The organism is Lampropedia cohaerens (genome assembly GCF_001005215.1).
Lineage (GTDB): Bacteria > Pseudomonadota > Gammaproteobacteria > Burkholderiales > Burkholderiaceae_C > Lampropedia > Lampropedia cohaerens.
Genome location: NZ_LBNQ01000024.1, coordinates 31,063 through 51,235, shown reverse-complemented (window position 1 = coordinate 51,235; position 20,173 = coordinate 31,063). Strand labels below are relative to the sequence as shown.

18 protein-coding genes and 1 tRNA gene are annotated in these 20,173 nt (G+C 65.3%); 8 read left to right on the top strand and 11 right to left on the bottom strand.

Annotated features, from left to right (window positions below; all coding sequences use genetic code 11):
- Nucleotides 1-179: 179 nt before the first annotated feature.
- Nucleotides 180-253 (bottom strand) — tRNA-Gly (locus AAV94_RS08145).
- Nucleotides 254-480: 227 nt separating this feature from the next.
- On the opposite strand from AAV94_RS08145, the gene alaS reads away from it, so the two are divergent.
- Nucleotides 481-3,105, top strand: coding sequence for an alanine--tRNA ligase (gene alaS, locus AAV94_RS08140; RefSeq protein WP_046741833.1), 2,625 nt, complete (start codon nucleotides 481-483; stop codon nucleotides 3,103-3,105).
- A 123-nt stretch (nucleotides 3,106-3,228) separates the two neighbouring features.
- Here the strand turns inward: alaS and AAV94_RS08135 are convergent, their stop codons facing one another.
- The 3 genes from AAV94_RS08135 to AAV94_RS08125 form a co-directional block, all read right to left on the bottom strand.
- Nucleotides 3,229-3,522: a DUF5666 domain-containing protein gene (locus tag AAV94_RS08135; protein ID WP_046741832.1), complete on the bottom strand. Its 294-nt coding sequence runs from the start codon at nucleotides 3,520-3,522 to the stop codon at nucleotides 3,229-3,231.
- A 66-nt stretch (nucleotides 3,523-3,588) separates the two neighbouring features.
- Nucleotides 3,589-3,864, bottom strand: coding sequence for a DUF5666 domain-containing protein (locus AAV94_RS08130; protein WP_046741831.1), 276 nt, complete (start codon nucleotides 3,862-3,864; stop codon nucleotides 3,589-3,591).
- A 162-nt stretch (nucleotides 3,865-4,026) separates the two neighbouring features.
- Nucleotides 4,027-4,695 carry an ABC transporter ATP-binding protein gene (locus tag AAV94_RS08125; protein ID WP_231731306.1) on the bottom strand — a complete coding sequence of 223 codons (669 nt, stop codon included), beginning with the start codon at nucleotides 4,693-4,695 and terminating at the stop codon, nucleotides 4,027-4,029.
- Between the two features lie 27 nt (nucleotides 4,696-4,722).
- Between AAV94_RS08125 and AAV94_RS08120 the strand changes: the two genes are divergently transcribed.
- From AAV94_RS08120 to infA, 3 genes are all read left to right on the top strand, one after another.
- Nucleotides 4,723-5,406, top strand: coding sequence for an arylesterase (locus AAV94_RS08120; RefSeq protein WP_084824824.1), 684 nt, complete (start codon nucleotides 4,723-4,725; stop codon nucleotides 5,404-5,406).
- Nucleotides 5,403-7,343, top strand: a complete 1,941-nt coding sequence (locus AAV94_RS08115; RefSeq protein ID WP_046741829.1) for a chorismate-binding protein — start codon at nucleotides 5,403-5,405, stop codon at nucleotides 7,341-7,343. The genes AAV94_RS08120 and AAV94_RS08115 overlap by 4 nt, the downstream gene beginning before the upstream one ends.
- 530 nt (nucleotides 7,344-7,873) lie before the next feature.
- Complete coding sequence (infA, locus tag AAV94_RS08110) at nucleotides 7,874-8,143, top strand: translation initiation factor IF-1 (RefSeq protein WP_046741865.1); 270 nt, start codon at nucleotides 7,874-7,876, stop codon at nucleotides 8,141-8,143.
- Nucleotides 8,144-8,163: 20 nt separating this feature from the next.
- On the opposite strand, the gene AAV94_RS08105 is transcribed toward infA, so the two are convergent.
- The 7 genes from AAV94_RS08105 to rutA all read right to left on the bottom strand — a co-directional run bounded on the left by AAV94_RS08105 (nucleotide 8,164) and on the right by rutA (nucleotide 15,873).
- Nucleotides 8,164-10,767 carry a phosphatidylglycerol lysyltransferase domain-containing protein gene (locus AAV94_RS08105; RefSeq protein WP_052754974.1) on the bottom strand — a complete coding sequence of 868 codons (2,604 nt, stop codon included), beginning with the start codon at nucleotides 10,765-10,767 and terminating at the stop codon, nucleotides 8,164-8,166.
- 105 nt (nucleotides 10,768-10,872) lie between these two features.
- The gene (locus AAV94_RS08100; protein WP_046741828.1) at nucleotides 10,873-11,895 is read right to left on the bottom strand and encodes an LLM class flavin-dependent oxidoreductase; all 1,023 of its coding nucleotides are present in this window, start codon (nucleotides 11,893-11,895) and stop codon (nucleotides 10,873-10,875) included.
- 251 nt (nucleotides 11,896-12,146) lie between these two features.
- A complete protein-coding gene (gene rutF, locus AAV94_RS08095; protein WP_046741863.1) occupies nucleotides 12,147-12,710 on the bottom strand; it encodes an NADH-dependent FMN reductase RutF in 564 nt (187 codons plus the stop codon).
- Nucleotides 12,711-12,777: 67 nt separating this feature from the next.
- Nucleotides 12,778-13,569 carry a pyrimidine utilization protein D gene (rutD, locus tag AAV94_RS08090; protein ID WP_046741827.1) on the bottom strand — a complete coding sequence of 264 codons (792 nt, stop codon included), beginning with the start codon at nucleotides 13,567-13,569 and terminating at the stop codon, nucleotides 12,778-12,780.
- Complete coding sequence (gene rutC / locus AAV94_RS08085) at nucleotides 13,569-13,961, bottom strand: pyrimidine utilization protein C (RefSeq protein ID WP_046741826.1); 393 nt, start codon at nucleotides 13,959-13,961, stop codon at nucleotides 13,569-13,571. Before rutC ends, rutD begins: the two co-directional genes overlap by 1 nt.
- On the bottom strand, nucleotides 13,954-14,742 hold the full coding sequence (gene rutB / locus AAV94_RS08080) for a pyrimidine utilization protein B (RefSeq protein ID WP_269430771.1): 789 nt from the start codon (nucleotides 14,740-14,742) through the stop codon (nucleotides 13,954-13,956). The genes rutC and rutB overlap by 8 nt, the downstream gene beginning before the upstream one ends.
- A gap of 12 nt (nucleotides 14,743-14,754) precedes the next feature.
- Nucleotides 14,755-15,873: a pyrimidine utilization protein A gene (gene rutA / locus AAV94_RS08075; RefSeq protein ID WP_046741825.1), complete on the bottom strand. Its 1,119-nt coding sequence runs from the start codon at nucleotides 15,871-15,873 to the stop codon at nucleotides 14,755-14,757.
- 274 nt (nucleotides 15,874-16,147) lie between these two features.
- Here rutA and rutR point away from each other — a divergent pair, with 274 nt between their 5' ends.
- The 4 genes from rutR (at nucleotide 16,148) to AAV94_RS08055 (ending at nucleotide 20,134) form a co-directional block, all read left to right on the top strand.
- Nucleotides 16,148-16,900 (top strand): HTH-type transcriptional regulator RutR, encoded by a 753-nt coding sequence (gene rutR, locus AAV94_RS08070; RefSeq protein WP_084824830.1) that lies wholly within the window; start codon nucleotides 16,148-16,150, stop codon nucleotides 16,898-16,900.
- A 356-nt stretch (nucleotides 16,901-17,256) separates the two neighbouring features.
- Nucleotides 17,257-18,099, top strand: coding sequence for an ABC transporter ATP-binding protein (locus tag AAV94_RS08065; protein ID WP_084824823.1), 843 nt, complete (start codon nucleotides 17,257-17,259; stop codon nucleotides 18,097-18,099).
- Between the two features lie 11 nt (nucleotides 18,100-18,110).
- Nucleotides 18,111-19,115 carry an ABC transporter permease gene (locus AAV94_RS08060; RefSeq protein WP_084824829.1) on the top strand — a complete coding sequence of 335 codons (1,005 nt, stop codon included), beginning with the start codon at nucleotides 18,111-18,113 and terminating at the stop codon, nucleotides 19,113-19,115.
- Nucleotides 19,112-20,134, top strand: coding sequence for an ABC transporter permease (locus tag AAV94_RS08055; RefSeq protein ID WP_084824822.1), 1,023 nt, complete (start codon nucleotides 19,112-19,114; stop codon nucleotides 20,132-20,134). Before AAV94_RS08060 ends, AAV94_RS08055 begins: the two co-directional genes overlap by 4 nt.
- Nucleotides 20,135-20,173 lie beyond the last annotated feature (39 nt).

Here is a 20,173-nt window from a genome sequence, read left to right as displayed (position 1 = left end):
CAGCAACAATGCGGCAAGGGAAGCTCGCGCATTGTTTGGGCCACTTTTTGTACCAGTTTGGACCGGCTGTCAGTGGATTTCGCTGGACGTCACTGGATCGAAGATTTTGAAAAAATCGAATCGTGACAATGACTTGCAACCCTCCATGGACATCCTTGGAACACCCTGGAAAGTTGAAGTGGAGCGGGTGAAGGGAATCGAACCCTCGTCGTAAGCTTGGGAAGCTTCTGCTCTACCATTGAGCTACACCCGCAGATTGACGCGCTTGCTGTTGACAGCTGGCGCAAGGGGCGCCGCAGCAAGGCAGGAGCGCATTATATAGGCGCGCTTGCAGTCCCGTGGGCTGGCGACGGCACGCCAGCTGCGGCGCAAAACTATAATGGCCTGTTGCATGCAAGCATGCTTGGCCCGCAGCGGCGCTTTGCGTCATGGCTTGCCTGCGCGACCTTGTTGCCTAGATGGGCCCGCGAACCTCACACCATGACCACTCCCCGCTTTACCGTTGCTGAAATCCGCCAGAGCTTTCTGGACTTCTTTGCCGCACGCGGCCACACCGTGGTGCCGTCCAGTTCGCTGGTGCCGGCCAACGATCCGACCTTGATGTTCACCAATTCGGGTATGGTGCAATTCAAGGACGTGTTTCTCGGCACGGACAAGCGCCCCTACGTGCGCGCCACATCGGTGCAGACCTGCCTGCGCGCAGGCGGCAAGCACAATGACCTGGAGAACGTAGGCTACACCGCGCGCCACCACACGTTCTTCGAGATGCTGGGCAACTGGTCGTTTGGCGACTACTTCAAGCGTGAGTCCATCCACTGGGGCTGGGAGCTGCTGACACAAGTTTTCTTGCTGCCGCCGGAAAAGCTGCTGGCGACCGTCTACCACGAGGATGACGAGGCCTACGACATCTGGACCAAAGAAATCGGCCTGCCGCCCGAGCGTGTCATCCGCATCGGCGACAACAAGGGCGGCAAGTACAAGAGCGACAACTTCTGGATGATGGCCGACACGGGCCCATGCGGGCCTTGCTCGGAGGTGTTCTACGACCACGGGCCGCACATCCCTGGCGGGCCTCCCGGCAGCCCCGACGAGGATGGCGACCGCTTCATCGAGATCTGGAACCACGTGTTCATGCAGTTCGACATGCAGCCCGATGGCTCGGTCAAGCCATTGCCGGCACCCTGCGTCGATACCGGCATGGGGCTGGAGCGCGTGGCTGCCATTTTGCAGGGCGTGCACAGCAACTACGAGATTGACCTGTTTGCCGCGCTGATTCAGGCTGCCGCGCGCGAGACCAATTCCACCGAGCTGGACAGCCCCTCGCTCAAGGTGATTGCCGATCACATCCGCGCCACCGCCTTTCTGGTGGCTGACGGCGTGCTGCCCTCCAATGAGGGGCGCGGCTACGTGCAGCGGCGCATCATCCGCCGCGCCATTCGCCATGGCTACAAACTGGGCCAGAAAACGCCGTTCTTTCACAAGCTTGTGGACGATCTGGTGGTGCAGATGGGCGCGGCCTACCCCAAGCTCAAGGAGCAGCAGGCGCACATCACCGAGGTGCTCAGGCTGGAGGAAGAGCGGTTCTTCGAGACGCTGGCCAACGGCATGCACATCCTCGACAGCGCACTGGCCGATGGCAGCCAGGTGCTACCGGGGGACGTGGCCTTCAAGCTGCACGACACCTACGGCTTCCCCCTCGACCTGACGCAGGACGTCTGCCGCGAGCGCGGCGTCAGTGTTGACGAGGCGGGCTTTGATGCAGCCATGCAGCATCAGAAATCCACCGCCCGTGCCGCCGGCAAGTTCAAGATGGAACGTGGCCTGCAGTACGACGGCCTGCCCACCACCTTCACCGGCTACGACAGCTTGCAGGAGGACGCGAAGGTGCTCGCCCTGTATGCCGATGGCGAGCCCGTGCAGACACTCACGGCCGGCCAGAGCGGCGTGGTGGTACTGGACGTCACGCCGTTCTACGCCGAGTCCGGCGGACAGGTTGGCGACCGCGGCACAATCCGCAGCGAAGTGGCCGTCTTCGATGTGCAGGACACGCAGAAAATCAAGGCCGACGTATTCGGCCACCATGGCGTGCTGCAAACCGGCACGCTGCGCGTAGGCGAGCGCATACGCGCGCAGGTCAATGCCGAGCTGCGCACCGCCACAACGCGCAACCACAGCGTCACCCACCTGCTGCACAAGGCCCTGCGCGAGACACTGGGCGAGCATGTCCAGCAAAAGGGCTCGCTGGTCGATGAGGACAAGACGCGCTTTGACTTCGTGCAGCCCAGCCCCATCTCGCAGGAGCAGTTGCACCGCATCGAGCAGCTGGTCAACGCGGAGATCATCGCCGATGCGCCCACGCAGATTCGCGTGATGGACATCGAAGCCGCCAAGCAGACTGGCGCCATGATGCTGTTTGGCGAAAAGTATGGGGAAACCGTGCGCGTGGTCGACATCGGCAGCTCGCGCGAACTGTGCGGCGGCACGCACGTCAATCGGACGGGGGAAATCGGCCTGTTCAAGCTGGTGGCCGAAAGCGGGGTGGCCGCGGGAATTCGCCGCGTCGAAGCCATCACCGGTCCCAAGGCGGTGCGCTATATACAGCAACTTGAGGCCACTGTGACCCAGGCCGCGCGCACGCTCAAGAGCACCCCTTCCGAACTGCAGACCCGGCTGGAAGCCCAGCTGGAACATGCCAGGGCGCTGGAAAAGGAAATTGCCGCGCTCAAAGGCAAGCTTGCCTCCAGCCAGGGCGATGATCTCGCCGCACAGGCTTCCGACATTAACGGCATCAAGGTGCTGGCTGCCAAGCTCGAAGGTGCCGATGCGAAGACCTTGCGCGAGACGGTGGACAAGCTCAAGGACAAGCTCGGCAGCGCCGCCATCGTGCTGGCCGCTGTTGATGGCGACAAAGTCCAGCTGGCAGCTGGCGTGACCCGAGATCGCACCAGCACGCTGAAGGCCGGCGAGCTCGTCAACTTCGTCGCCACGCAACTGGGCGGCAAGGGCGGCGGCAAGCCCGATATGGCCATGGCCGGCGGCAACAACCCTGCCGCACTGCCGCAGGCACTGGCATCGGTGCAGGCGTGGGTGGCTGAACGCAGCTAAGAATCTGTTTACGGCCCGCATGCACTGCGGGCAAAACAAAGACCACTGAAGCAGTGGTCTTTTTCACGATGAGGCGGTGCACCGCACACGCCGTCTGGCGCGCACAAGGAAACGGCAGCTGCGTCAATTCTCCAGGCTGATCTTCGTTGCCGTATAGACGTTGGAGCCAGAGCGGTCGAACTCCACACTGACCTTCTGGCCCTGCCGGATGTCTTCGAAAGACTTCAGCGGCTCGATGTACACCGTCCCGGCGCCGGTCTGGAAGGTGATGCCCGCCACGACCAGTGTCTTGTTGCTGTGGTTGGCCACGTCCACGCGGCCTTTGAGGGTCTCGGCAAACGAACTGGTCGTCGCGCACGCAGCCAGCGCCACCGTGGCCAATGCAGCCAGCGAGCCCTTGCGCATCAATGTCATCATGGAATGCCTGCCTTGGTAAAAACCATAGTCACGAATAAGCGCGCACAGTGCCAAGCAGCAGCGCCATCAGTCTTCCTGCGCAACCGCCGTCGCCACGTAGCGCGCACCATCGCGCGAAAACTCAATGGTAACGCGCTCACCGGGCTGAATGGCCCGAAGGTCGGAATAGCCGCTGAAGCGCGTCTGCGCCGTGGTCTGGAAAGTGATGCCATTGAGGCGGATCGTGCCGCTGCCCGCATCCACCGCCTCCACACGGCCCTTGAGCGACTCGGCCCAGGTACTGCCGGCCACGGCCACCAAGGCGGCCAGGGCAGCAACAACAAGCGTGTGCACAATACGCATGGTGGGTATCCTCTAGTGAGTGAATGAATGCGAAGCGCCGCTGCTATCGCAATCTGACGCATTGTAGGGTTTGGAGTCCAGCGATGCGTGGCTGGTTCCCAACTCGGACGTGAAGCTGTGCAAAGTTGCCTGCCACTGCCAAGCCGACTGCCCCCACGCGCACTACGGAGTCACTTCAGCCACTCGGCCCGCTTCAATGCGCACCTGCATGGCGCAACGTGCGGCCAACGCCCGGTCATGGGTGACCATGATGAGGGTAGTACCCAGCTCGGCATTGAGTTGCAGCATCAGCTCCATCACTGCCTGACCAGTAGCAAAGTCGAGGCTGCCCGTGGGTTCGTCGGCGAACAGCACCTGTGGCTGCACAACAAACGCCCGCGCCAGTGCCACGCGCTGCTGCTCGCCCCCGGAGAGCACTTTGGGGTACTGGTGCAACCGCGCTGACAGGCCCACACGCTGCAGCATTTCGGCAGCCAGCTGGCGTGCGTTGCGTCGGCCCGCAAGCTCCAGAGGCAGCATCACATTCTCCAGCGCCGTCAAGCTCGCCAGCAGCTGGAAGTTCTGAAACACAAAGCCGGTCCTTGCCGCGCGCAGGGCGGCACGGCGGTCCTCATCCAGCGCGAACAAATCCTCCCTGGCCAACCGTACCGTGCCCTGGGTGGGCGTATCCAGCCCCGCGAGGATGGACAGCAGCGTGCTCTTGCCCGAGCCGGAGGCACCAACGATGGCCGCCGTCTGCCGCGCCGGGAAAACCAGATTGACATCGTGCAGAATCTGCAGCGTGCCGGTCGAATCCGTCACCGACTTGCCCAGTCCCTCCGTGATAATCATGGCCTCTGCCTGCGGAGCCACATCGTGATGCGTATCTTTCATTCTCTGGACTTTAGCGCCCGCCGGATGCTGTTTGCGTGCGGGGGGTTATTGCTGGCCACTGCGCTGTGCCTGCTGCCGATGCGGCAGGTGCAGGCGCAGCCGGGCGCAGGCGCTGCACGCATGCTGATCGTCGGCGACTCCATCAGTGCCGAATACGGCCTGGCGCGCGGACAGGGCTGGGTGGCCCTGTTGGCCGAGCGCCTGCGCCAGCAGGGCCACGCCATTGAGGTCATCAACGCCAGCATCAGCGGCGAAACCACTGCCGGTGGCCGCAGCCGGCTGCCGGCTCTGCTCAAGGCGCACCAGCCAGCGTACATCATCATCGAACTGGGCGGCAACGACGCGCTGCGCGGCCTGCCGCTGACCAGCACGCGCGAAAACCTGGAGGCCATGGTTGAAGCCGCACAGGCAGCAAGTGCCCATGTGCTGCTGCTGGGCATGCAGGTGCCACCCAACTACGGCGCACAGTACAGCCGTGATTTCGCTCAAGTGTTCGAGGACGTCGCGCAACTACCCGGCGTCGCACTGGTGCCGTTCATGCTGGAGGCCATTGCGGATCCGGCCGATCTGCAGCGCTACTTCCAGCCTGACCGCATCCATCCCAATGCATCCGCACAGCCGCTCATCCTTGAGACAGTCTGGCCAGCCATTGAGGCAATGCTGCAGTGACACATCCGGCTTTCGCGCTGCTGGACGACCACCACGCGCCCGCCGAACGGGCCGCCAGCAGACTCTACACCCGCTGGCAGGGCCAGCTCTGCTGTGACGATGCTACGCAACTCGATGAGTGGCAGGCGCGCCTGCATGCCGCACTCGCACAGGGCCTGCACGCCGTCCTGCTGGCCGACTACGAATGGGGCTTGAGCTTGCACGGCCTGACAGCGGCCACGCCCCAGGGCGACGCCACGCGGCCGCAGCTGCGCGCCGAACTGTTTGAACAACAACAGCTGCTGCGTCAGGCGCAGGTGAGTGCCTGGCTGAACGCGCAGTGCCCGCCACAGCACGATCAGGCCGACGCAGGCCTGCTCGGATGGCGCCCCGGCATCTCCCAGCAACAGCACGCCGCGCAGCTGGCGGAGATACACGCGGCCATCGCGCGGGGCGACACCTACCAGGTCAACCACACCTTTGCCTTTGAGGGGCGTGCTTGGGGCTCGCCCATCGCGCTCTATCGCAGCTTGCGCAGCCGCCAGCGCGCGGAGTTCGGCGCCTTGCTGCACCTGCCCCATGCAAGCGCGCACGCGCAGTGGGTGCTGTCGCTCTCGCCCGAGCTATTTGTGCAGGTCAAGGGCCGGCGCATCACTGCACGACCGATGAAGGGCACGGCCCCGGCTGGCCACACGCCGCAGCAAATGCAGGCCAGCTGCGACTGGCTGCGCAGCGATGCCAAGAATCGCGCCGAGAATGTCATGATCGTCGACCTGCTGCGCAACGACTTGGGCCGCGTGGCGCGCACCGGCAGCGTCCATGTCCCGCAGCTGTTTGCGGTGCAGCGCAACGACGGCGTGCTCAGCATGACCAGCACCATCGAGGCCGAGCTGCGCGAGGGCGTGGATCTGGCTGACGTGCTGCGCGCCACCTTCCCGTGCGGCTCCATTACCGGAGCGCCCAAACGCAAGACCATGGCGCTGATTGCGCAGATCGAGGGGCACGGCAGCAGTGCAGCGGATGCGCGGCCCTATCACCGCGGCCTTTACACCGGCGCCATTGGCTGGGCTGCCTTGAGCGCGCATGACCATGACACACGTGGCGACCCTCAAAAACCAACGCTCGACTACTGCCTGTCCGTGCCCATTCGCACACTGTTTCTCGATCAGCCAGAGCGGCCGGATCAGCCGCGGCGCGCCAGGCTGCCGGTCGGTGCCGGCATCACATGGGATAGCCGCGCCGAGGACGAATGGCGCGAGTGCCATCTCAAGGCCCGCTTCGCCCAGCATGCCATGGCCGGCTTTGCCCTATTCGAGACCATGCTGCTGCCAGCAGGCGCCGCACTTCCTGCCCATTGGCACCGCCACTGCGCGCGGCTGACGGCCAGCGCGCAGGAACTGGGTTTCTGCCACGCGCTGCTAAGCAGCTGGGAGGAGGCCGTGCAGGCCTACATCGCCCGGCACCACGCTGAGCGTACCTCGCGACCCGCCTGGCGCTTGCGCATGGCGCTGCAGCAAGACGGCACGCTGGCGCTGACGCACGCCGTGCTCGATCCCTTGCCGCATGGTCCCGTTTCCCTCACCATTGCGCCGAGCCCCAGCCGGGTGCCCGCCTGGTTGCGCCGTCACAAGACGACACTACGCGCCGACTACGACGCGGCACTGCGGCAGGCCATGGCGCAGGGCGCCTTCGACGCATTGTTCTTCAACGAAGCAGGCTTTTTGACCGAGGGCGCGCGCAGCAATGTGTTCGTGCGCATGGAGGATGGTCCAGATGCGCCGTGGCTGACGCCGCCGCTGTCCGACGGCGTGCTGCCTGGCGTGATGCGCAGCGTGTTGCTCGATGACCCCGCATGGCCCACGCGCGAGCAGCAGCTGCGCCTGGAGGACCTGCGGGCAGCTCGTGCCATCCTCGTTACCAACAGCCTGCGGGGCGCACTGCCAGCACGACTGCTGTGAAGCGCCCTGAAAGTGCCGCCCCCAGTCCACGCAGTGCCTGGTCACCATCTTTTCCTACGTCCCGCACTGCAACGCAGGCAATACGCAGGCGGATTTCACAGACCGTGCCCAGGTGTTAGAATGCTGCGTTTCCCGCGCAACGCCCCCATTTTCGTTCTCAGCTTCTGCCTGGCAGGAGTGATTGCACGACCTGCTGCGTAACCAGCGTTTTGAGGGGCCGCCCGGCGCAAGCTCCAAGCCTTTTTCCCCGTATCCGAGGCCATGGCCACCGACTGGCCTTGGGTTCGACATCCGTGAAGGCCAGGCGCCCGCATCGGATGAATGCCTTGCGTCCCTAAAGCCCGCCACATCCCCTTGCGCTGTTGACCAACGCTTCTCTGGCGCCCAAGGGGTTGCACCCGGCGCTCGCGCGGCTTTCCAGGGTCTGCCCTGCCGACAGACCTGTTTCAGGCAGCCGTGCCAACGCCCGGCTGCTGCCACGCATCGCCAAAGAATGCGTGCGCTTTCCAATTGCAGAGGACACCACATACATGGCAAAAGAAGAACTGATTGAAATGGGCGGAAAGATCGACGAAGTCCTGCCCGATGCGCGCTACCGCGTCACGCTCGACAACGGTCACGAACTGATTGCCTACACCGGCGGCAAGATGCGCAAGCACCGCATCCGCATTCTCGCGGGCGACAAGGTCACGCTGGAAATGTCGCCCTATGACCTGACGAAGGGCCGCATCACGTTCCGTCACCTGGAGCCACGCGCCGGCGGCGCGCCACGCCCACAACATCGCGGCAACCGGCGCTAAAGCGCCTTGCCCGCAGGCGTTCACGCACGCTTGCGGCGCACTACTGGTGCGAGGTCCGCCAGCACCAGCCAGCCGGACACACTGTCCTGCGCCGCGAGCTCGCGCGGCTGCCGCACCTGTATCCAGTCAGCTGGCAACTGGGCGGGATCGAGCTGATAGAACAGCTCGCCATGGTGCAGCACTTCGCGCGCCGTGCGCTGCCAGTTCGAAGACGCTTCGTCGCCCTCCTCGGCCTGGCATGGCAGCAGGCCCAGATCAAGCGCCCTGCACCCTAAATGCGACAGCTGCGGCAGCAGGCCGTGCAGCAACTGCAAGGTCCGGGCGGAGGCCGCATCGGCCCCCGGCAGGCTGCGTACCAGGGTCAATGCCGCCTGCCACGGCTGTGGCGATGCCTGTGCTGGCGCATCGGCAATATCGGCATACAGCGTTGCAAATGCCACGACCTGTCCCTGTTCACGCAGCACGGCAACCAGACTCTCGCGCAGATGTGCCGCATCCAGCGGAGCCGGGCTCAGCCGCCTGCGCGTGGCAGCCACTGCCTGCGTCCACTGCCTGGAGATGGACTGCAACTGCGCCAGCAGCGACGCATCGCTTGCCTCCACCGCATCGCCATGCAGCAGTTCGACGGTCACGCCGGACGGCAGCGACGCGGGCTGCCGAGGCGCTGCCGGCCCGCCCAGATCGAGCACCAGCGCCTGCCCCACGGTACGCAACTGCAGACCAGCGTCCAGCAATAAATCAGGCCGTGCCGACGGGCGCTGGAAAAAGGCCGGTCGCATCCGATCGCTGCGCGCCGTGTCGATGAACGCGCGCAGCGCATCGGGCCAGGCATCCTGCACACCCTCCGGATCGCGCAGCACCACCCAGCTGCGACCGAAAACCCGGTAATGCAAACAAACCTGGCCGTCCGGCGCATGGAACACCCGCGTCGCAGCCCGGCGCCAGTCCAAGCCGCTATCCGCCGACTCCGGGGCGCGTTCGACGACCTGCCCGGATGCCGTCCGCGGCGGCCTGCGCAGCAGCTGCCAACTGCCCCACACCAGCGCGGCAATGGCGACCAGCATGCCGGCGCGCAAGCCGCGCGGAGCCTGCGGATCCAGCGCGAACTGCCACCATTGCGCGTGGCTCCAGGCTTCGTGCTCCAGTGTGAAGTAAACGATCCAGCCGGTCGCTGCCAGCGTCGCGGCAATGGCCACCAGCCAGCCGTATTCGAACCGCATGGCCACCAGCGACGAATGCCGATTGAAGGCTCCCCGCGACAGCAGCAGCAGCCCCAACAGCGCGCCCAACAGACTCAGCTCCACCCAGTGAAATCCCTTGGGCAGGGTCATCCAGAATGCGATGCCGGCCACCATCAGTGCCAGCCACCAGGCGGCATCCAGCCGGTAAACAATGCCGCGCGCCAACACCAGTAGCAGCAGGCCGCAGATACTGCCGATCAGGTGCGACGCCTCGATCATGAATTCCGGCACATGCAGCGCGCGCAGCCCCTCGGCCCCCTGACTGGCCGGAATCGCTCCCGATACCAGCAGCACGACTCCGGCGGTGAATGTCAATGTCCCCAGCAGCAGCGGTGCCACCCAGGCCAGGCCCTGCGCAATGCCCAGACTGGTCGGATGGCGCCGCGCCACCTCCGCGCCACGTCCGGAGCGACTGGCCACGCGCAGCCACAGCGCGTAGCCGCCCATCAACATCGAGGCTGCCACCAGGGGCAGCAAGTAATAAACCACGCGATACAGCACGAGCGCGGCAGCCAGCGAGGACGCCGACAGCGCACCGCCCAGTCCCGTGAGCATCACCACCTCGAAAACCCCCAGTCCGCCCGGCACGTGGCTGATGACCCCGGCAGCCAGCGCCAGCATGAAGAAGGTGAAAAACGTCCACCATGACAGATCACCTCCCGGAAGCAGAAACCAGAGCGTCAGCGCAGCAAACAGCGTGTCCGCCCCGGTGATGAGCAGTTGCCTGAGCGCCAACGGCAAGGACGGCAGTGCCAGCTGCAGGCTTCCCCAGCGCAACACCTTGCCACGTGCGCATGCGACCAGCAACAGCACGGCCACTGCGAGCACGGCCAGCGCCCCCCCCCGCAGCAAGTCGGCCGGCAGCCACGCCAACGCGGCCACGGCCTGCGCCTCCATCAGCACGGCCACCGCTGCATACAGCGTCAGCCCGGCGGTAAAGGCCACGGCATTGAAGGCAATCAGGCGCGTGACCTGCATCGGCGTCAGCCCCCATTGGGTGAACATGCGCATGCGCACGGCGCCTCCCGCCAACACCCCCAGGCCCACGGTGTTGGTCAGGGTATAAGCCATGAAGGAAGTTACACCGACGGCCGTGCATGGCAAGCGCCCTTGCAGGCGCAGGTAGCGCAGCGCCGAAAAATCGTAGCCCGTCAGCACCAGATAGCTCGCCGCCGAGGCCGCCACGGCCAACCACAACGCCTCCTGCGGCGTGCGTGCCATGTAGTGCAGCACGCGCTGGTAGTCCACCTCGCCCAACGCGTGGTGCAGGGCATACACCACCAGCAGCACTATGCCAAGCGTCAGGACTACGGAGGCCAGGCGCCGCAGCCAGGGCTGGCGATGGCCCGTTGTCAGGCGGGTCAGAAGCGAGTCAGGAGCCATTGGCGCACTACCATCGGAAGAAAGACAAGCGCAGGCGTGCCCCTCTCCGCGCACCTGCCATCATCGGCTAAACAAACAGCCAATGATAGTGCCGCTGCCGGCGCGTCAACCCGCAGCAGGCCGGCAGGCCGCCAGCGCCTGCCGGGTGATCTCCAGCGAGCGCAGCCGATCATCCAACGTGTAGAAATCGCTGACCACCATCAGCTCATCGGGCTGTGTGGCATCGATGACGGCCTGCAGGCCACGCTGCACCGCGGCGGGGCCGCCGATGGCGGCGATGGCCAGAAAATCACGGATGGCCTGACGCGCAGCCGGATCCAACGCCTCCATGAATCCAGGCACCGGTGGCTGCAGCAGGGCACGCTGGTTGGTCAGGATGCCGAAGATGCGCTGATAGGTGCTGCTGGCGAGAAACTCGGCCTGCTCGTCGAAGTCCGCAGCGATGACCGGCACGCCGACGATGACATAGGGCTTGTCCAGCGTCCGGGACGGCTGGAACAATTCACGATACAGGCGCAGCGCCTGGTGCAGAAAGCGCGGCGCAAAGTGCGAGGCAAAGGCGTACGGCAGTCCCAGCTGCGCGGCCAGCTGCGCCGAAAACAGACTGGAGCCCAGCAGCCAGATCGGCACGTGGCTGCCTGCGCCGGGCGTGGCGACCAGCTGCTGGCCCGGCTGCGGATCATCCAGCAGCATCAACAGCTCCTGCACCTCGCGCGGAAAATCATCTTCCGTCTCGCGCCGCCCGCGTCGCAGCGCGCGCATGGTCGGCTGATCGGTGCCAGGCGCGCGGCCCAGACCGAGGTCGATGCGGCCCGGGTAGAGCGCCTCCAGGGTGCCAAAAGCCTCAGCCACTACCAATGGCGCATGGTTGGGCAGCATGATGCCCCCTGCGCCGACGCGGATGTGCTGCGTCTTGCCTGCCACATGGCCGATCAGCACGGCTGTGGCCGAGCTCGCAATGCCGGGCATATTGTGGTGCTCGGCCAGCCAGACGCGCGCGAAGTCCAGTCGCTCGACATGCTGGGCCGTGCGCACTGCGGCGTCGATGGCGCCGGCAATGGACTGTCCCTGCCGAACCGAGACGAGGTCCAGCAGCGACAGCTGAGGAAGTGTAGAAATGGATGCCATGCAAGTACCTCCAATGCGAAGCCTCGTCTGCCGCCCTTGCCGGACCACGCGCGGGAGGAGCGGCGCACAGGTGCTTCATGCAAAGCATGCCATTCAATCAGAAAGCCGCAAAGACTGCAGCGCGTCGCGCAGGTTGCCACGCCGGGCACGCTGGCGGTAGGCGACACAACAAAGGCGCTGGCGCGCGCGATGGACGCGCCAACTCCGGCGCCCGCGCGAACAAGGCGGCGCCGGAGCTGTCAGTGCACCATTCAGTTGTGGCCGGTCACCGCCACATCGTGGTACTGGCGGCCACAGTAGATCAGTCCCTCTGCCACGTCCGCCTGCGTGACGGCCAATACCTGGCAGAACAGCACGTCGTGTGTGCCAACGGGCTGTACCTGCGCAATGCGGCATTCAAAGGCCACCACCGCATCCGCAAGCACCGGCGCGCCGCTGACGCCCTCGCGCCAGTTGGCTGCAGCGAAACGCTGCGCCATCGGCGTTTTGCCGCCAAACAGGTTGGACAGATCGCGCTGGTCACTGCCCAGCGTGTTCACACACAGCACATGGTTGCGATGGAAGGCCTCGTACACCGAAGCACTGCGGTTGAGGCAGACCAGCAAGGTAGGCGGCGTGTCGGTGACGCTACAGACTGCCGAGGCGGTAAAGCCGGCCTTGCCGGCCGGCCCATCGGTGGTGATGACGTGCACCGCGGCGGCCACACGCGCCATGCCGTCGCGAAACTGCTGCGCGCTTGGCGGCGCGATTTCAGAAGTCGGCCAGGCCTCTGGCGGCACCTCGGGCCATGACGGGAAAGGGGATAGGCTAAGCATGGACTTCTTCTCCAGCAACATCTGCCAATGCATCACACTGAATCAGTGCGCACCACAATCGACGGGCCTACTGCCGATCCAGAAACTGCAGCAGCCGGGCGTTGAAGGCCTGGGGCCCGGTCACGCTGTGCGCATGGCCGCCATGCGGCACCACGTCCAGCTCCGCATGGGGCAGCCGCTGCTGCAGGCGCTGCGAACGCGTCCAGGGCACCAGCACGTCGTCGGCAGCGGCCATCAGCAGCACTGGCGCGGCAATGGCGCCCAGATGCTCTTCGACGTCGAAGGCCTGCAGGGCGGCAATGCGCGCGCGCATGTTGGCTTCACCCGGGAAGTGGGCGGCGGCGTGGGCAACTTCCGCCTGCACCTGCTCATGGTGGGCCTCGGCCCAGTCGGCGGGATAGAGGAAGATCGGCTGCGCCTCGACATAAGCCTGCACACCGCATGCGTCCAGCAGCGCAAGCCGCGCCGCAAAGCAGCGCGCCGAATGGACATTGGGGCTGGCCCAGGCGTTGACCAAAACCAGGCTGGCCACGCGCTGCGGCGCATCCAGCGCCAGTTGCAGCCCGACCAGCCCGCCCAGGGCGTGGCCTGCGAAATGGCAGCGTTCAGTCTGCGTGGCATCGAGGATTTCCAGCACATCCGCCGCCATGTGCGCAATGGAGTAGGGCTGGGGTAGCGCGCGCGGGCTGCGCCCGGTGCCGCGCTGGTCATAGGCGATGGCACGGTAACCGGCTTGCAGCAGTGCCTCCAGCTGCGGCTTCCAGAACCCGGCAGCGCCGCCCAGACCGGACGACAGCAGCACCGTCTTGCCATTGGCGGGCGCCAGCGGCGCATGCACGTCGAAAATGAGATCGGTCATCAGGCAGCCTTCCCGATGTGGGCGATGGTGGCAATTTCCACCAGCGCATCGGGCTTGACCAGGCCACACTGGATGCAAAAGCGTGCGGGCTTGTCGCCGGGGAAATACTCGGCGTAGACCTGGTTGATCGCCGCGTAGTTGGCCCAGTCGGTGATGAAAATGGAGTTGAACGTCACATCCGACATCGTTCCGCCTGCGGCCTCGATCACGCCCTTGATGGTTTCCAGCACGTGGCGCGTCTGCGCGGCGGGGTCGCCGACATGCACGACGTTGTTGTCCTTGTCAAAGGGCAGCGTGCCCGAGACGTAGACGACGCCATCGGCCAGGGTGCCGGGCACGTAAGGGGCCAGCGGCACGCCGGAACCCGGTGGGATGATGACTTGTTTAGGCATGGTGCAGTTCTCCTGAAACGTTGGTCGCGCAAGTAGTGGAAGGGGGCTGGCCCAGCGCGGTGCAGAATGCATCGACGGTGCTGACCCAGCCAAAGAACGTCTCGACGTTGTAGACCGTCGCCGCCTGGATGGCTGGCCCGCCGAGCTCGTGGGTGGCGTCCTCCAGCAGCAGGCTGAAGTACTCCAGATGGAAGGCATCGCGCAGGCTGGACTCGACGCAGACGTTGGTGGCAATGCCGGTAAAGACAAGATTGCGGATGCCGCGCGCGCGCAGGCTGCTATCGAGCGTGCTGTTGAAGAAGCCGCTGTAGCGCGTCTTGGGCACCACGATGTCGCCCGCGGTCGGCTGCAATGTATCGACCAGCGCGTAATCCCAGCCACCCTTGGCCAGGAAGCGCCCCTGCAGATCGGGCTTGGCACGCATGGTCTTGAGCGCGTTGGACTTGTGCCAGTTCGGCGAGCCGGGGCCGCCAGCCTCGACGTAACCGGCATCCCAGCCGTTCTGCAGGAATACCACCAGCACGCCAGCGGCACGCGCGGCCTCGATGGCCCGCTGGATGTGCCCGATGGTGCCCTGCGCGCCGGAAATGTCGAAGCCGGCCTGATCCACATAGCCGCCCAGCGACGCATAGGCGTTCTGCATGTCTACCACGATCAGCGCGGTGTCGGTGGCACGGATGCGCAGCGGCTCGGGGCGCGCGGACACGATCAGCGCAGGATGGGCGGGATCGTCGGGAAGTCCGGCGGGCACCGACGAAGTCATGGTCTTGTTCTTGCGCATGGCTGAAACCTTTCAGGCGAACTGGCGTGCGGCGGCATCGGCCACCTGCGACGGCACTGGCGTATCCGCGTCGATGCGGGCCCTCATCAATGGCTGGATGCGCTCGCCGAAATTGCGCACACCAGCCACGAAGTCGTCAAAGGTCAGCATCACGCCTTCGGTGCCCGGTACCTCGGCCATCTCGTCGAGCATCCGCGCCACGCTCGCGTAGGAGCCCACCAGCGTGGCCATGTTGATGTTGACCGCAGAGGTCGGATCGGCCATGTGGCGGACGTTGGTATCCGCACCTGACTTGGTATCGGCTGCGCCCTGCGCGCCGAGCCACTGGATGGCCTCCTCATCCGCGCCGGCTTTGTAGTGCTCCCAGCGTGCGCGCGCCTCCTCGTCGGTGTCGGCGGCAATCACCATGGTCAGCACGAACACCCCTACCTTGCGGCCGGTTTCCGCCGTGGCCTTGAGCAGCTTCTCGGCCTGCGGCGCAAAGGCCTTGGGCGTGTTGATGCCCTTGCCGAAGATGAAGTTGTGGTTTGCGTACTTGGCCGAGAACGCCACGCCTGCATCGCTGGAGCCGGCACAGATGATCTCCATCGGCTTGCTGGGCAACGGCTTGACCCGGCAGTCGTCCATCGTAAAGTACTGCCCCTTGAAGTCGGACTGGCCGGTCTCCCAGAGATCGCGCAGGATCTGCACATACTCTGTCAGATACTGGTAACGCGTGGCAAAGAATTCATCACCCGGCCACATGCCCATCTGAGAATACTCCGGCCGCTGCCAGCCGGTGACCAGATTGACACCGAAGCGGCCATTGGAGATGGAGTCGATGGTCACCGCCATGCGCGCAACAATCGCTGGTGGCATCACCAGCGACGCCGCGGTGCCAAAAAGCTTGATCTTGCTGGTCACCGCCGCCAGGCCAGCCATCAGCGTAAAGGATTCCAGGTTGTAGTCCCAGAACTCCGTCTTGCCACCAAAACCGCGCAGCTTGATCATGGACAGCGCAAAATCCATGCCGTAGTGCTCGGCGGACTGCACGATTTCCTTGTTCAGGGCAAACGTGGGTTTGTACTGGGGCGCGTTTTCCGACAACAGCCAGCCGTTGTTGCCGATGGGGATGAAGACTCCGACTTTCATGGCGATGCTCCGTTGCAAAAGGGACGAACTGCAGGCTTTTCAGACTCCTCAAGCAGGTTTGATGCCAAGCCACATAGGCCTTTCAATTCATACAGTTACGCATCACCTGGGGTGATTTCAGACCATTTGCTCCAAATTGGAGCATTTGCGCAGTAATACGTCTGCCATGCTGGTGCGGACACGCACCATCTCTGACGCTGCAGCGGGGCCGCTTCGCTCCTGCATGAAAATAGGCCGCAGCGCATTTCTTTTTCCCAAGCAGCAGGAGCATCCCATGAGCGAGCCAGCGCCACTGCGCACCGTCACGGCCAGGCCATCCCCCACACGCAAGACCGCCGCGCCCCGCGCCGCCAGAGTGGCGGACGCAGCGGCGTCTGCCCTCCCTGCCGCGCGTGAGCGCGCCCGCGCCGCCAGCCAGCAACGCCGCCAGCGCAAGATGGAAGAAAAGCGCGGCAGCATCCTCGCTGCCGCGCTGACCCTGTTCTCGCGCTATGGCATGCACGGCGTCAGCCTGGATGCGGTGGCGGAACTGGCCGACGTCTCCAAGACCAACCTGCTCTACTACTTCCCCAACAAGGAAGCGCTGTACCTGTCCGTGCTGCGCAATCTGCTGACGCAATGGCTGCAGCCGCTGCATGCGCTGAGTGCCGAGCAGGCGCCGCGCGAGGCGCTATCGCGCTACATCCGCACCAAGCTCGCCGCCTCGCGCGACGCCCCCGAGGCATCCCGCCTGTTCTGCCTGGAAGTAATCCAGGGCGCACCGCTGCTCAAAAGCACGCTGGAGGGCGAGCTGCGCGAGCTGGTCGAGCGCAAGCGTGCGGTCATCCACGCCTGGATTGAACAAGGCGTGCTGCGGCCCATTGCGCCGCATCACCTGATCTTCTCGCTGTGGGCCATGACGCAGCATTACGCCGACTTCTCGGTGCAGGTGCAGTCGATCTGCGGCAAGGGCCTGGAGGACCCTGCATTCTTCGAGGAAACGGCTGCCAGCATCGAGCAGCTGGTATTGGCAGGGGTTCTGCCGTGATGGCCAGCGCCGGGCGGCGCACGCGCTGACCACCACAGATGGGGACCACCATCAACTGGCCCGGTGTCGCGGCTCGGGTCCCGATGTCGCCGCGCTGCAGCCGCGCATGCACCACGACAATCCCGGCTGCGGTGCAAATGCTCCTTTTTGGAGCAAATGGTCCATCAGAACCTGTTTAGGTTCTAAGCCTGCCACAGGCTTTCCCTACGCCACGCTGTCAGCAGGAGTGCGAAAGCCGTCTCTCCCATGCGGCAACCCTCGCACGGTATGCCCGTTGCCCGGTGAATCGGCCCGTTCCCTTCGGATGGCATGCATGTTGCTTCGGAGCACGCCATCCGATTCAGCAGGGAAGGCCCATGCATTCCGCATCAGCACTTGCACCCAGCGCCCCGATGGGGCTGCCAGCGTCGCCTGCCAGGCACGCCGATCTGAGCATCGACGTGCGCGACCTGTCGCTGGTGTACCCCAGCAGCGATGGTCCGGTCACTGCGCTGGCGCATGTGGACCTGCAGATACGCCGCGGTGATTTCGTCTCCTTTATCGGCCCGTCGGGCTGCGGCAAGACCACCTTGCTGCGCGCCATTGCCGATCTGGAGCAGCCGACATCCGGACAACTGCTGGTCAATGGCGTCACGCCCCGGCAGGCGCGGCTGCGGCGTGACTACGGCTTCGTCTTCCAGGCACCGGCGCTGTACCCATGGCGCACCATCGCACGCAATGTGGAGCTGCCGCTGGAGGTCTTCGGCATGCCCAGGTGGGAGCGCCAGCAGCGCTCGGCGCACTACCTGGCACAGGTCAACCTGGCCGGATTCGAGCGCAAGTACCCCTGGCAGCTCTCTGGTGGCATGCAGCAGCGCGCCTCGATTGCCCGCGCCCTGAGTTTTGAGCCGGCGCTGCTGCTGATGGACGAGCCCTTCGGGGCGCTCGACGAGATCGTGCGCGACCAGCTCAACGAGCAGTTGCTGCAGCTGTGGCGCAGCACCGGCAAGACCGTCGTGTTTGTCACCCACTCCATTTCCGAGGCGGTGTTTCTGTCCTCGCGCATCGTCGTGATGTCGCCACGCCCGGGGCGCATCATCGACGTCATCGACTCCGATCTGCCGCGCGAGCGCGGCTTCGACGTGCGCGAAACGCCGCAATTCATCCAGCTCGCACAGCGCGTGCGGGAAGGCTTGCGTCAGGCGAGCATGCTGCAATGAACGGTCGCTCCATGGCATTGCCGCAAGGCTCCTCCCCGCCTGGCGCTACGGCTGCCGCGCCGCCGCCAGATGCGTGCCGCCAGACCCTGCTGCGGCGCTGGTGGCAGCGCTCACGCGCCGCCCCGGTAGCCATTCTGGTCGCGCTGGCGTTACTGCTCTGGTATGCCGCGGCGCTGCCCATGAACCGTGTGCTGACGGCCAACCTGCTGACCGAGCACGCCAGCCTGACCGAGCGCGCCAGGGTCAGCTGGTCGTTGCAGCGGCCCATCCTGCCGGCGCCCCATCAGGTGGTGCAGACCTTCCACAGGGAAGTCTTTGCCACGCCCCTGTGGCGCGCCGCTCCGGGCCAAGCGGATGCGCGCATGCTCAACCCGCGCAATCTGGTCACCCATGTGCTGGTGACCGCCAGCGCCGCCCTGACAGGCTTTGCCATCGGCACGCTGATCGGCATCGCACTGGCCGTGGCCATCGTCCACGTGCGCGTGCTGCGCCTGTCGCTGATGCCGTGGCTGGTGGCCTCGCAGGCCGTGCCGATTCTGGCCGTGGCTCCCATCGTCATCGTCATCATGGGCGCGCTGGGCCTGACCGGCCTGCTGCCCAAGGCCCTGATCTCCGCCTATCTGTGCTTTTTCCCCATCACCATCGGCATGGTCAAGGGGCTGCAGTCGCCCGAGCGGCTGCAGCTGGAGCTACTAAGCACCTATAGCGCTACTCGCCGGGAGGTCTTCTGGCTGCTGCGGCTGCCCGCTGCCATGCCCATGCTGTGGGCCAGCTGCAAGGTTGCGATGGCCATCAGCCTGGTGGGCGCCATCATCGCCGAGCTGCCCACCGGCGCCACCGCCGGAATTGGCGCCCGGCTGCTCAGTGGCAGCTACTACGGGCAGACGCTGCAGATCTGGTCCGCCCTGCTGGCCGCAGGCATTACGGCGGCCCTGCTGGTCGGCGCCGTCGACGTGCTGGCGTGGCTGAGTAGCCGCCTGCTGGGTCAATCACCTACGACAAGGAGACAGCCATGACCGCCGTGCTGCGCGCCCAGCAGGCCGCGCCTGTCTCTGCGCAGGGCCTGAAAACAGGCGCACACGCCACACGCTTGGCCGTGCTGACCATGGCATGGTCGATAGCGGCGGCCATTACGCTCTGGCTGGCGCATCGCGCTGGCTTTGGCAACGCCTCCACCGCCTTGCGGCTGGCCGGTGCGCTGGTACTGGCTGGCGGCAGCGTACTGCTGCAGTACGCCTGTCAACGCTATGCGCCTGCCGGCGACGGGCCCGAACCGCACGGCCTGCGGCTGCTCATGGCAACGGGGTTGGGCCTGCTGATGCTCTATGCCGCGGAGTTCGCATGCGTGGCGCTGGGCATTCCAGCCATCCTGCTGCCCGCGCCCTCGCAGGTCGTGCAGGCGCTTTGGGCCCAGCGCCAGCTGCTGGCGGCCGATGCGATGCAGACCATCGTGCGCGCCATGCTGCCGGGCTGGCTGCTGGGCAGCGCATTGGCGATCGTCACTGCGGTTCTGTGCGATCGCTTTTCCTTCCTGCGCCGTGGACTGCTGCCACTGGGCCACTTCATCGCGGCATTGCCCATCGTCGGGCTGGCGCCCATTTTCGTGATGTGGTTTGGCTTTGACTGGCCCTCGAAGGCGGCGATTGCGCTGGTGGTCACGTTCTTTCCGGTACTGATCAACACCGCCGCCGGCCTTCAACAGGCGGGGGCGATGGAGCGTGACCTGATGCACGCGTATGCGGCATCACCCATGCAGACGCTGCGCTGGCTGACCCTGCCTGCAGCATTGCCCTTTATCTTCAACGGGCTGCGCATCACCGTGCCACTGGCCCTGATCGGCGCCATCGTGGCCGAGTTCTTCGGCACGCCCATCGTCGGCATGGGTTTTCGCATGTCGGTGTCGCTGGGCCAGATGGCGATGCCGATGGTCTGGGCCGAAATCGTCGTCGCCGCGGTGATCGCCATGGCGCTGGTGGCACTGCTGGTCGCGCTGGAGCGCCGCCTGACATTCTGGCACCCGTCGCTGCGGACCTGAGTTCTCTCCACCCTCCCCCTTCCCGTTTCACAAGGAGTT

Excerpts from the sequence above, each read along its gene's own strand:
- AAV94_RS08055 (WP_084824822.1), top strand. The coding sequence starts at position 19,112 with ATGACCGCCGTGCTGCGCGCCCAGCAGGCCGCGCCTGTCTCTGCGCAG.
- AAV94_RS08105 (WP_052754974.1), bottom strand. The coding sequence starts at position 10,767 with ATGGCTCCTGACTCGCTTCTGACCCGCCTGACAACGGGCCATCGCCAG.
- AAV94_RS08125 (WP_231731306.1), bottom strand. The coding sequence starts at position 4,695 with ATGATTATCACGGAGGGACTGGGCAAGTCGGTGACGGATTCGACCGGC.
- AAV94_RS08120 (WP_084824824.1), top strand. The coding sequence starts at position 4,723 with ATGCGTATCTTTCATTCTCTGGACTTTAGCGCCCGCCGGATGCTGTTT.
- rutD (WP_046741827.1), bottom strand. The coding sequence starts at position 13,569 with ATGACCGATCTCATTTTCGACGTGCATGCGCCGCTGGCGCCCGCCAAT.
- infA (WP_046741865.1), top strand. The coding sequence starts at position 7,874 with ATGGCAAAAGAAGAACTGATTGAAATGGGCGGAAAGATCGACGAAGTC.
- AAV94_RS08135 (WP_046741832.1), bottom strand. The coding sequence starts at position 3,522 with ATGATGACATTGATGCGCAAGGGCTCGCTGGCTGCATTGGCCACGGTG.
- rutR (WP_084824830.1), top strand. The coding sequence starts at position 16,148 with ATGAGCGAGCCAGCGCCACTGCGCACCGTCACGGCCAGGCCATCCCCC.
- AAV94_RS08130 (WP_046741831.1), bottom strand. The coding sequence starts at position 3,864 with ATGCGTATTGTGCACACGCTTGTTGTTGCTGCCCTGGCCGCCTTGGTG.
- rutB (WP_269430771.1), bottom strand. The coding sequence starts at position 14,742 with ATGCGCAAGAACAAGACCATGACTTCGTCGGTGCCCGCCGGACTTCCC.
- AAV94_RS08100 (WP_046741828.1), bottom strand. The coding sequence starts at position 11,895 with ATGGCATCCATTTCTACACTTCCTCAGCTGTCGCTGCTGGACCTCGTC.
- rutA (WP_046741825.1), bottom strand. The coding sequence starts at position 15,873 with ATGAAAGTCGGAGTCTTCATCCCCATCGGCAACAACGGCTGGCTGTTG.
- rutC (WP_046741826.1), bottom strand. The coding sequence starts at position 13,961 with ATGCCTAAACAAGTCATCATCCCACCGGGTTCCGGCGTGCCGCTGGCC.
- AAV94_RS08060 (WP_084824829.1), top strand. The coding sequence starts at position 18,111 with ATGGCATTGCCGCAAGGCTCCTCCCCGCCTGGCGCTACGGCTGCCGCG.
- alaS (WP_046741833.1), top strand. The coding sequence starts at position 481 with ATGACCACTCCCCGCTTTACCGTTGCTGAAATCCGCCAGAGCTTTCTG.
- rutF (WP_046741863.1), bottom strand. The coding sequence starts at position 12,710 with ATGCTTAGCCTATCCCCTTTCCCGTCATGGCCCGAGGTGCCGCCAGAG.
- AAV94_RS08065 (WP_084824823.1), top strand. The coding sequence starts at position 17,257 with ATGCATTCCGCATCAGCACTTGCACCCAGCGCCCCGATGGGGCTGCCA.